General features: G+C 70.9%; 6 protein-coding genes. 3 read left to right on the forward strand and 3 right to left on the reverse strand.

Going from position 1 to position 11,281, the window contains the following annotated elements; translation table 11 throughout:
• Positions 1 to 85: 85 nt before the first annotated feature.
• The 3 genes from QHF89_RS22455 to QHF89_RS22465 form a co-directional block, all read right to left on the reverse strand.
• Positions 86 to 1,810, reverse strand: coding sequence for a hypothetical protein (locus QHF89_RS22455; RefSeq protein ID WP_136968045.1), 1,725 nt, complete (start codon positions 1,808 to 1,810; stop codon positions 86 to 88).
• Positions 1,811 to 2,316: 506 nt separating this feature from the next.
• The gene (locus QHF89_RS22460) at positions 2,317 to 3,684 is read right to left on the reverse strand and encodes a sigma-54-dependent transcriptional regulator (protein WP_136968046.1); all 1,368 of its coding nucleotides are present in this window, start codon (positions 3,682 to 3,684) and stop codon (positions 2,317 to 2,319) included.
• Positions 3,677 to 5,239: a sensor histidine kinase gene (locus QHF89_RS22465; RefSeq protein ID WP_136968047.1), complete on the reverse strand. Its 1,563-nt coding sequence runs from the start codon at positions 5,237 to 5,239 to the stop codon at positions 3,677 to 3,679. The genes QHF89_RS22460 and QHF89_RS22465 overlap by 8 nt, the downstream gene beginning before the upstream one ends.
• Positions 5,240 to 5,490: 251 nt before the next feature.
• Between QHF89_RS22465 and QHF89_RS22470 the strand changes: the two genes are divergently transcribed.
• The 3 genes from QHF89_RS22470 to QHF89_RS22480 are packed head-to-tail and all read left to right on the forward strand — an operon-like array spanning position 5,491 to position 11,146.
• Entirely contained in the window at positions 5,491 to 6,870 is a 1,380-nt protein-coding gene (locus QHF89_RS22470; RefSeq protein ID WP_284720802.1) for a TolC family protein, read from the forward strand.
• The gene (locus QHF89_RS22475; protein ID WP_136968049.1) at positions 6,870 to 8,042 is read left to right on the forward strand and encodes an efflux RND transporter periplasmic adaptor subunit; all 1,173 of its coding nucleotides are present in this window, start codon (positions 6,870 to 6,872) and stop codon (positions 8,040 to 8,042) included. Before QHF89_RS22470 ends, QHF89_RS22475 begins: the two co-directional genes overlap by 1 nt.
• Positions 8,039 to 11,146: an efflux RND transporter permease subunit gene (locus tag QHF89_RS22480; protein WP_136968050.1), complete on the forward strand. Its 3,108-nt coding sequence runs from the start codon at positions 8,039 to 8,041 to the stop codon at positions 11,144 to 11,146. Before QHF89_RS22475 ends, QHF89_RS22480 begins: the two co-directional genes overlap by 4 nt.
• Positions 11,147 to 11,281: the final 135 nt, after the last annotated feature.

Raw genomic sequence — 11,281 nt, forward strand, 5'->3', positions numbered from 1 at the left:
GCTTGGGTCCAGCCCCTGGCTGGTCCGGGTGCAGGGGCGGACAGCCCCTGCTGGGGCCTGGGGCAAAGCCCCAGCTCTGCGGCCTTCAGCGTGGCGCTTCGATCAGCGTACCGCTTCGCGAGATGCGAGCCTTGTGCGGACGTTGTGGATCGGAGAAGTGGAGCACGGGATCACCTGATTCCACCGTGATGGCGTGCACGGGACGGGTCACGGGGGCCTTTGCGATGAGCTCCTGGGTGCCCTCGGGCGTGTCGAGCGTGAGGGTGAGCTCGTTGCCAGCGTCATTCGACGTGGCGATGAGGACGGCGCCTTTGGGCAGGACGATGTACGTGACGCCCCCCGGCCTCGTCACGTTCCTCCATGCGCCCTCCGCGCCTGGGGCCACGGGACGCCGCACGGCCGCGGTGACCGTGGCGCTGGCGTCGAAGTGCAGGGCGAGCATCGTCCCATCCTCGGCGGGTTCGTAGAGCCATAGGTCCTTCGTGGGGGCGTGGACCTTTCCCTCGCGGAAAAACACCCCGGATGCATCGGCCACGAAGCGAGCGTTGCGACAATCCAGAAGGACGAGGCCACGCACGCTCGTGAGCGAGAGGGGGTCGCACCCCTCCGGCGTCGGGCGAACGAGGAACGCTCCCGTGTTCCGGTCCGCGAGGCCAATCGTCGGCCCGCGGAGAAGGGTGCCTTGTTCGCATCGTCCGTCGGCGAGGCGTTTGCAAAGCGCGTCGTCGAAAAACCTGCCGACGAGGCTGGAGGGAGGGGCGATCGGGGTGATCCGGCGGAACTCCTTGATGCATTGGAGCCCCTCGCAGGCGCGCTTCGGAGGCCGGCTCAGATTCCCGACATAGGTGATCCCAGACGCTTCGGATGGGTCCTCGGGGGGCACGTCGATCCCTTGGAGCCCTGACGGGCCCAGGACACCAAACTTCGCCGGGCCCGGCTTGTCGGGCGCGGCGGCGAGCACGTCGCCCTCCCAAGGGAGCACCGTATTCATCAGCGCGTCCTGGAACATCGGGTCAAACGAGATGAACTCGGCCCCGTGGATCTGTTCCGGCAGGTGGAGGGACGCGAACGTGCGTCCATTCTTCGTGAGGACAGACGCCGTATCGGGTTGTCCCTGGTCGTTCCGCTTGAGCGCATGCAGGATGAACCCGCCCCAGCGCAATGGAGCCTCGAGCGCACGGCGGACCGGTTGGACGTTGCCCTTTGCGTCGATCGTGGACCACGTCTGCTCGGGCTTTCGTCCAGCAACCGCCGCGAGGATGACCCCGTCCGCGCGGACGAACGCGCGGTCCACCGCCCCCTTCATCGGCACATCGACGAAGGTTTTTCCCCCGTCCTTGGATTGCACGAGCACGCCGCCCCGCGCCGCGACGACAAACACGCCCGCCGCATCAAAGACCCGGTCCATCCCGGCGACAGGCGTCAGCTTTCCCGCAACGAGGTCGTCGACGCTCGCAGCACGGAAGGGCGCAAAGCCCTCTTTCTCGGCGAAGACCTCGCCACTCGAGACCACGCCGACGAAGCGCACCCCTTTCGGGACAAGCCCGCGGACGCCATCCTTCGTCATGACGAGCTGGCCCACGCGCGATTGAAGCACGATGGCGCCAGGCTCGATGGCTTGGACACGCGTATCGCCGAGAATCGGGTTGATCGGATGCGAGACGCCATCCACACGAGGTGAGGCCTCCCAGAGTTCCTGCCGCTTGCTATCGCGCTCCAGCCAAGGCGCCGCCTCCCCCACGCGCTCGATATGAATGGGCGCATCGGGATCCGGCGGCGTCTCCGGGAAAGCCGAAGCCGCGGCAGGCACCACCTGCACACCGGCAGGCGCAGCGATCGGAGGAACGGTCGCCGCCGGAGGCGACGAGCCACAAGCGACAAGCAACCCAGCGAGGAGTGAGGCTACGTGCAAGGGACGGTGACGCACGGCCCGGACCTTCGCACAGGACGCACCGGGTTGACACGGCTTTTCTGGAGGGACGGGGGCCGCCTGCGCCGGGGCGCTGCCCCGGGCCCCGCGGGGGGCTGTCCGCCCCCTCGACCCCGGACCAGCGAGGCGCTGGACCCAGGGTTGAAAAACTGCGCGGTGCGCAGTTTTTCAAACAGGCCGACGAAGAACCCAGGGTGCCAGCCGAACCCGCAGCGCGGCTGTTTTGGCTGGCAGGGTCGCTGCTGGTCTTGACCGGGCCTGTTCGAGGAACTGCGCATCGCGCAGTTCCTCGAGCTTGGGTCCAGCCCCTGGCTGGTCCGGGTGCAGGGGCGGACAGCCCCTGCTGGGGCCTGGGGCAAAGCCCCAGCTCCGCGGCGGCTTCCGCCTCAATCCGACGTATCGTCGGCGAGGTATTTGGCGAGCGTCTTGACGTCGATGCCCAGACGATCGGCGGTGCGTGATTTGTTGCCGCTGAGCTCGGCGAGGGCCCAGCGGGCGTAACGTTGTTGCAATTCGCGCAGGGGTTGCACGGGGCCGGCGAAATGGGGGCCTTGGGCGTCGCCTGCGGGGGCGTGCGGCAGCGCTGCGTCGGCGAATTGGGCCTCGGCCTCGCGGCCGAGCAAGACGAGGCGCTCGACGGCGTGCGCCAGCTCGCGCACGTTGCCGGGCCAGGGATACTCCAGCATCGAAAGTAGACACTCGCGGGAGAGACGCTCGACGCGGGAGGTGGGGTGGCGCGCGCGTGCTTTGGCGAGCAGCTCGGCGGCGAGCTCGGGGAGGTCCTCGCGACGCTCGCGCAGGGGCGGTACGTGGACCGGGACGACATCGAGCCGGTAGAGCAGATCTTCGCGAAAGAGACCTTCGGCGACGCGGCGGCGCAGGTCGCGGTGCGTGGCTGCGACGATTCGCACGTCGATGGGCGTCTCTTTTGTCGCGCCGACGGGGCGGACGACGCGCCGTTCGAGTACGTCGAGCAATTTGGCTTGGAGGGAGGGCGCCATTTCGCCGATCTCGTCGAGGAACATGGTCCCGCCTTCGGCCTCGGCGAAGAGGCCGAGGCGGCGTGTGGTTGCGCCGGTGAATGCGCCTTTGGCGTGGCCGAAGAGCTCGCTTTCGAGGAGCGGATCGGGCAGCGCGGCGCAGTTGACCGTCACGAAGGGGCCCCGTGTGCGGCCGCTCTCGGCGTGCAGGTACCGGGCGAGCAGGCCTTTCCCTGCGCCTGTGGGCCCCATGAGCAGCACGGGGGCGTCGCTCGGCGCCACCCGGGCGAGCACGTCGAGCGCGGCGCGCATGGCTGGGCTCCGCGCGATGATGCCTGCCTTCGTGGCCTCGTCGCGCAGCGATTTTCGGAGCGTCCGGGCCTCGCGCCGCACGCGTGACTCGTCGAGGGCGCGGCCCAGGTACACGACGAGCTCGTCGAGCTTGAAGGGTTTCGTCAGGTAATGGTATGCGCCGCGCCGGATCGATTCGATCGCGGTCTCCAGGGCGCCGTACGCGGTCATCACGAGCACCGGCAGATCTGGTACGGCGCGGCGCGCGGCGGTCAGGAGCTCGATGCCGTCCATCCCGGGCATGCGCAGGTCCGTCACGAGCGCGTCGACCGGCTCTGCCTCGATGCGCGCGAGGGCCTGCTTGCCTGTGGCCACGGCGAATGCGGAGATTCCGTGATCGGCGAGGCCGTCGGCGAGCATCTCGGCCATTTCGAGCTTGTCGTCCACGATGACGACGTGCGGGGCGTGGGATTGATCAGGCATCGGAGCACTCCTCGCCTTGGGCGGGTACGTGAATGCGCGCGCGGGTGCCGCCGCCCTCGTGGGGCTCGAGCACGAGCGAGCCGCGGTGGATGTTCACGATCTCGTGGACGATCGCGAGGCCGAGGCCCGAGCCTGCGGCCTTCGTCGTGAAAAAGGGCTCGGTCGCGCGGGCGATGTCCTCGGGCCGGATGCCGGCGCCGCGGTCCTCGACGACGAAATCGACGCCCGCGTCCGCGCTGCGCACCGAGAGCGCGACCTGCATTCCGGGGCCGCTCGCCTCGCAGGCATTGAGCAGGAGGTTCACGACGGCGTGCTCGAGCAGGCGCAGATCTCCCGCGAGCGTGGGCAAATCGTCTTCCACCGCCGTCACGAGCACGACCCGCGCGGCGACGAACCGGTGTTCGACGAGGCGCAACGCCCCGTGCGCGACGTCGCCTGGGTCGACGGGGCGCAAGGAGGGGGAGCCGCCGCGGGCGAGGTCGAGGAAGCCCCGCACGACCTGGGTGATGCGATCGGCCTGCTCGCCGATGGTGCGCACCGCGCGCGCCGCTTTCGGATCCTCGCCGACGCGGCCCGCGAGTTGCTCGGCGCGGCCGACGATGACCCCGAGCGGCGTGGAGATCTCGTGGGCGATCCCCATGGCCAGCGTGCCCGTCGTGGCGGCGCGGCTCGCCCGCGCGAGCCGCTCGTCGCTCGCGCGGACCAGCGCGGCGAGGGCGAGCTGCTTTTCGAGCTCGAGCTCGCGCCGCTGCCGCCGCAGGGCCGTCGCGCCGAACGCGACGATGAGCGCGCACGGCACGAGCACGCCGAGGAGCAGGCGGCCGCGGGCCCGCTCCCAGCGGTCTCGCTCCTGCGACGCGCTCGCCACGACGGCCGTCGTCCATCGGCCGAGCGTCCCTGTGTCCGTGGCGTCCACCGCGGCCACGGCCCTTCGGTCCGGCAGCCCGAGCGCGACGGCCTCGTCCCGCTCGAGCCGCGTCGTGTCGTGGCCCGCGTCCGCCGCGCGCGTGAGCGGATCACTCTGGATCTGCCGCCCGTCGGCCGCTTGCCACATCGCCTCGTCGGGCGGGCGGACGAGGACCACGAGCTCGTCCGGGCGCTCGATCCGCGCCGAGGGGCCCATGACCCACGCGACGGGCACCGTCAGCTCGACGGTGCGCCCTTCGGTCGAGGGCACGAGCACCGACATCGTCCGCGGCGGGTGGGGGCTCGGCGCGCTCTCCGACGAACGCACCTCGATGCTCGGGTAGGCCTTTCGCATGCCCTCCGAGGGCCCGTGGCCGGCCGAGACGTCGTCCGCCACGAGCAGGGCATCACGCCGCACCGCCGCGAGCCGCGCCGCGAGCTCGTCCGAGAGCAGGAGCGCGAGCATCTGCTGCTGCCGCGTGAGGGCCACGAGCGCGCCTTCGTACTCGCGTTGCTCGTCGAGCAGCGCGAGCGTCGTGATCGCCAGGACCGCGAGCGCCGCCGTCCAGACGAGCCAGCCGCGCCGGATCGACCGCGCGAGCCGCGCGGGGAGCGTCCGAAGGGGGAGGAGAGGCGAGGGGGAGCGCATGGCGAGGGCGTGTTCCCGCGGCGGATCTGCCGATTGCAGCGCGCATGCCACCGCGGAGTGAGGCTCTATCCTGCGCGGGACCAGGAGCGCATGCAGGGAGAATTTCCCACCCCGGCAGGGAAATTTTCCCGTCCCGGGGGCCCGGGTCGAACGCCGGATCTCCAGCGATTCGGCGCGTCAGACCCGTTGGCATCGTTGGTGCTCCTACGGCCGCCATGCTTCACGGGGATCGCGCCGTACGGCGGCGGTGGATGGCTCTGCTTTCGCTCGGCCTGCTGCTCGCGCCGCGGGGGTCGTCTGCGCAGGAGACCGCGGCCGTCGAGGCGCCCGACGTGCGGGCCTTTTCGCTGCACGAGGCGATCACATATGCCGAGAAGCGGAATCCGGATCTCCTCGTGACGCGGGCGCGGGTGCAGGCGGCGCGCGCCGCGGCGCTCGTGCCTCGGGCGCAATGGCTTCCCTCCGTCGGCGCGACCGCGCAGATCATCGGCTCGACGGTCAACAACTCCACGGCGACCGTCCTTTCGAACCCTCGCGTCGATCTTCCGCGGATCGGCGCGACCCGCATCTCGGCCGAGCCGGACTTCACGCCCTACGCCTCGACGCTCGTCGCCGTGGGCGTGCGGCAGGAGATCTTCGATTTCGGCCGGATCGCCGCGCAAACGGCGGCCCTCGACGCGCAGGCCGAGCTCGAACGGCAGCGGGCCGAAGGCGCCAAGCTCGACGTGGCCTTGCGGGTCACCGAGGCCTACTGGGCCGTGCGCGCGGCGAAATCGGTCGCGCGCGCCGCCGATGAGGCCGCGGGCCGGGCCGCGGCGCATCGGGACGCGGCGCGCGCGGGCGTCGGCGCGGGCCTCCGAACGCCGGTGGATCTCGCCCGCGCCGAGGCCGAGGTCGCGCGGTTCGAGGTCGCGAAGGTGCGGGCCCAGGGCTCGCTCGCCGCCGCGCAGGCGGTGTTCGCGGCCGTCGTGGGCGTACCCGACGCGGCGCTCGACGCGGGCGGCGAGGCGAGCGAGGAGGAGGCGCTCGGAGCCCTCGACGAGCTGCTCGAACGCGCGCGGGAAGGCAGCGCCGAGATCCACGAGGCCAAGGCGCGGGTCGACCTCGCGAAGGCCGAGACGCGCGCGGCCGCGGCGCTGATGCGCCCCGACCTCTTCCTGACCGCCGCGATCTCGGGGCGCGCGGGCGGCGCGACGCCCGCGAACGGCTCGACCGTGGGCGGGCACGGCTTCGCGCCGCTCGTGCCGAACTGGGACGTGGGCGTGGTGCTGAGCGTCCCGATCTACGATCCGGCGCTCGCGGCTCGGCGCGACGCGCTGCGCGAGGTCGAGGACGTGCGCGAGGCGGAGCTCCAGGCGACGCGCGTGACGCAGGAGGCGGCCGTGCGGCAGGCCCACCTCGGCCTCGTCGCCGCGCGCCAGGCGCTCGCGGCCCTTTCGCGCGCGGCGGCCGCCGCCCAAGCGAACCACGAGCAGGCCGAGGCGCGGTTCAAGGCCGGCCTCGGCACGATGCTGGAGCTCGTCGACGCCGAGGCCTTGCGGGTCGAGGCCGAGGTCGAGCGGGCGGTCGGCGGGTTTGCCGTGGCGCGGGCGCGGGCCGCGCTCCAGCGAGCCGTGGCGGAGGTGCGCTGATGAAGCGGATGGATCGGCGGGTGATCGGGGCGCTCGGCGCGACGCTGCTCGTGGCGCTCGGCGGAGGCGCGGCCTTGCTCGTCCGGGCGACTTCGTCCGACGTGACGCCCCTCTCGGCGCAGCCGAAGGGCGCGACCGTGGTGCCGGCGCGCGAGGCGACGTACCGGCCGACGCGGCGCTTCGTGGGCACGCTCGCGCCGTGGCAGGAGGCGAACGTCGGCCCGCAGCTCGTCGCGGCCTATGTCGAGACGGTGCTCGTGCGGCCGGGCGATAGCGTCAAGCGCGGGCAGGTGCTCGCGACGCTCGATTGCCGGAGCGCGTCCACAGGGAGCCAAAGCGTCGCGATGCAAGCCCGCGCGCTCGATCAGCGGCAGCGGGCCATCGCGAGCGAGGCGGCGCGGGTGCAGGGCCTCGTCGACGACGGATTCGTCTCGAAGAACGAGGCCGAGCAAAAGGCCGCGCAGAGCGCCGCGGCCGAGGCGCAGCTCCGGGCGCTCCGGGCCGAGCTCGCGGGCAAGGCGCTCGAGGTGAACGATTGCGTATTGAAGGCGCCGTTCGACGGGGAGATCACCCGGCGCAACCTCGATCCCGGCACGTTCGTCCGCCCCGGCACGGCGCTCGTCTCGATGGTCGATCGCGCCATCGTCCGCGTCACGGCCGACGTCCCCGAGGTCGATTTCCAGGCGGTCACGCCGGGCGCCGAGGTCAAGCTCCGCCTGCTCGCGACGGGGAAAGAAATGGCGGCGCGTGTCGCGCGGCGCTCGCCGGCGGCGGATCCGGTGACCCGCACGCTGCACGTCGAAATCGACGTGCCCGACCCGGAGCGCACGCTGCCCGTGGGGACCACGGCCGAGGTCTTCACCGAGGTCGGCGCGCCCGCGCCCGCCATCGAGTTGCCCCTGCGCGCGGCGACGGTGCGCGGCTCGAAGGCGACCGTCGTCATCGTCGAGGGCGAGATCGCGCGAAAGGCCACGGTGCGTGTCCTCGGCGAGACCGGAAAGAGCCTCTTCGTCGAGCCCTCGATCTTGCCCGGCTCGCTCCTCGTGCTCGAAGGCCGCGCGCAGATCCGCGATGGCGACGTGGTGCGCGCGAAGGTCGAAGGCTCGGCCGCGCCCGTGCCCTCCCTCCTGCCCGTCTCCACGCCGGCGCCTTCGGGAGGCGCGGTCCGATGACGCGCCTCGCGCTCCGAAATCCGCTGGCGGTCCTCGTCCTCAGCATTGCATTGATGGTCTTCTCCGCGGTCGTCACGCCGCGGATGGCCGTCGACACCTTCCCCGAGCTCACGCCGCCCGTGCTCATCGTCGGCACGCTCGCCTCGGGGCTCGGGCCCAAGGACGTCGAAAAGACGATCACCTGGCGCCTCGAAAAATTCATCGCGGCCACGCCCGGCGTCGACCACATCAAGAGCGAGTCCCGAAACAGCCTCAGCATCATTTACGTGTGGCTCAAATGGGGGACCGACCTCAACGCCGCGCAATCGCTGGTGCAGCAGCAGGTCGCGTTCGCGATGTCGTCGGTGCCAAAGACGCTCGGCGTCTTGCCGCCGTTCGTCCTGCAATACGATCCCTCGAACGCCCCCCTCATCCAGATCGCCGTCCACGGGGGCGGGCTCACCGGGCCGCAGCTTTATGATTTCGCGGTCAACACCGTCGAGCCCATCATCGAGGGCATCCCGGGCGTGGCCAGCGCCTCGCCGAACGGCGGCCGCGAGCGTCAGATCAACGTCGTCGTCGACCCCGTGCGCGCCGAGGCGCGTGGCGTGACCGCGGGCGAGATCGCCGCCGCGGTGGACAAGGCCAACGCGCTCTTGCCCTCGGGCCGCTTCATGGGCGCGGGCTTCGAGGCGAACGTCTACACGAACGCCGTCGCGCCGCGCGTGTCCGACATCGGCGAGGCCGTCGTGAGGATCGTGGGCGGCCACCCGGTGCTCGTGCGCGACGTGGCCACGGTCGAGGACGGCGGCACGCTCCCCACGCAGTTCGTCTCCGTCGAGGGAAAACCGGCCGTCTACCTCAACGTGCTGCGGATCCCCGGCGGGAACACGGTGCAGATCGTCGAATCGATCCGCGAGGCGCTCGCGCACCTGCCGGAGCTGCCGCCCGGGATGGTCGTGCAGCCGATCTTCGATCAATCGACGTTCGTCGAGGGCGCGATGAAGGGGCTCAAGCGCGAGATCGTGCAGGCGCTTTTCCTCATCGCGGGCGTCATCCTGATCTTCCTCCAGAGCGGGCGCTCGGTGCTCATCGCTGCCATCTCCGTGCCGCTCAGCTTCGCGGTCATCCTGCTCGTCCTCTACGCGACCGGCCAATCCCTCAATGCCTTCACGCTGGGCGGGCTGACGCTCGCCATGGGGCCGCTCGTCGACATCTCGGTCGTCGTGCTCGAATCGATCCACCGCAGGCGGCTCGCCGGCGAGGACGACGCGACGGCCGCGCTCCGAGGCGCAAACCTCGTCGCCGGGCCCGCGCTCGCCGCGTCGCTCTGCACGATCGCGGTGCTCCTGCCGGTCGTCCTCTTGACCGGACTCGCGAAAAAGCTCTTTTCCCCGCTCGCGCTCACCGTCGCCTCGGCAATGGTCGCCGGATACTTCGTGAGCATGCTGGTGACGCCCGTCGCCTGCCGTTATCTGCTCGGCCACGGCGAGCCGGGAAAACTCGCGCGCGCGTTCGAACGGGTCGTCGACAGGCTCGCGGGGGCGTATGCAGCGGCGCTCCGGGCGGCGCTCGAACACCGGGGCGCCGTCGTCCTCGCGACCCTCGTGCTCGTCGTGGCCAGCGCCTACGGCGCCTCCCGCCTCCCGAGCACGTTTTTCCCGGAGATCGACGAATCGATGGAGCGCGTCTACGTGCGCCTCGCGCCCGGGACCTCGCTCGAAGAATCGACGCGCATCTTCCAGGAAATCGGGCAGGCCTTGCGGGACGAATTGCCCAAGGACGAGGTCGAGCTCGTGCTCATGAACGTCGGGGCCCCGAGCAAGGCCCGCGCGAAGATGAACAGCCCGAACGCCGGCCCGCACATGGGGTTTCTCCGCGTCGCGCTCGTGCCACCCGAGAAACGCAAGCACTCGCAGCGCGAGATCGCCGACAAGATGCGCGCCATCCTCACGCGCCGTTTCCCCGGCGTGGAGTTCTTGCAGGCGCCCGGCGGGCTCGTGTCGAGCGTCTTCTCGAATGGATACATGGCCCCGCTCGTCGTCGAGGTGCGCGGCGACAACCTCGAAGAGCTCGACGAGCAGGCCCGCGCCGTCGCCGAGGTCGCGCGGACCGTGCCGGGCGTGCGCGACCCCTTCACCACGCTCGACCTCGCGTACCCAGAGCTACGCCTCGCCACCGACCGGCAGGAAGCCGGCCTCGTCGGCGTGACCGCACGCGCCGCAGCGCAGACGACACTCGAAGCAACGCTCGGCAACATCAATGCGCCCTCGGTCTGGGTCGACGGATCAAATGGCCAGTCCTATTACGTGGTCACCGCGTACGACCGCGGGATCGTGAAGGAGGCCGACCGGCTCCGCGAGATCCCGATCCGCGCGACAGCCTCAGGCGCCGTCACCCTCGGCAGTTATGGCACGATCGAGCGCTCCGCGGGCCCGATCTCCATCGAGCGCAACCACCTCCAGCGCGTCGCGCACGTCCTCATGCAGACCGAGGGGCGGGATCTCGGCAGCACCGGCGCCGACCTCGAAGCGCGCCTGCGGCAGGATCCCCGCACCCGCGACGTGCATTTCGCCATGGCCGGCCAGGTCGAGCTGATGCGCACGACGTTCGGCGGCCTCGGTGTCGCGCTCGGCCTCGCCGTCATGGTCGTCTTCATGATCATGACCATTCAATTCAAATCGCTTCGCCTGCCGCTCGTCATGTTGTTCACCATCCCCGTATGCCTCGTCGGCATCACGCTGGCGCTCCTCGGCGCGCGCGACGGGTTTTCCATTCCCGCGCTCATGGGGATCCTGATGGTCATCGGCATTGCCGTCTCGAACGGCATCCTGCTCGTCGACCACGCAAACCGCGCGTTCCAGGAAGGGAAAGACGTCCTCGAAGCAGCCGTCGAAGCCGGGCGCGCGCGCTTCAGCCCAATCGCGATGACAAGCCTCGCCACCATCATCAGCTTGCTGCCAACGGCGCTCGGCCTCGAACACGGAACGGAGTCAAACCGCCCCCTGGCCCTCGCCGTCACCGGCGGCCTTGCCTCGTCCACCCTCCTGTCGCTCTTCCTCGTGCCCTCAATGTTCGTGTTCCTCGCCAAACGAAGGACCGAGGACGTGCTGCCCGCCGAATGAACGGAGGCTAGCGGTAGCTCAGAACCTCACCCCCCCCCGCCGGGGCGCTGCCCCGGACCCCGCGGGGGGCTGTCCGCCCCCTCGACCCCGGACCAGCGAGGCGCTGGACCCAGGGTTGAAAAACTGCGCGGTGCG

Origin of the sequence: Polyangium sorediatum (assembly GCF_029946465.1) — a bacterium.
Lineage (GTDB): Bacteria > Myxococcota_A > Polyangia > Polyangiales > Polyangiaceae > Polyangium > Polyangium fumosum.

What these genes read in the sequence shown, in the direction of transcription:
- QHF89_RS22460 (WP_136968046.1), bottom strand. Translation starts at nt 3,684, where the DNA reads ATGCCTGATCAATCCCACGCCCCGCACGTCGTCATCGTGGACGACAAG.
- QHF89_RS22465 (WP_136968047.1), bottom strand. Translation starts at nt 5,239, where the DNA reads ATGCGCTCCCCCTCGCCTCTCCTCCCCCTTCGGACGCTCCCCGCGCGG.
- QHF89_RS22470 (WP_284720802.1), top strand. Translation starts at nt 5,491, where the DNA reads ATGGCTCTGCTTTCGCTCGGCCTGCTGCTCGCGCCGCGGGGGTCGTCT.
- QHF89_RS22475 (WP_136968049.1), top strand. Translation starts at nt 6,870, where the DNA reads ATGAAGCGGATGGATCGGCGGGTGATCGGGGCGCTCGGCGCGACGCTG.
- QHF89_RS22480 (WP_136968050.1), top strand. Translation starts at nt 8,039, where the DNA reads ATGACGCGCCTCGCGCTCCGAAATCCGCTGGCGGTCCTCGTCCTCAGC.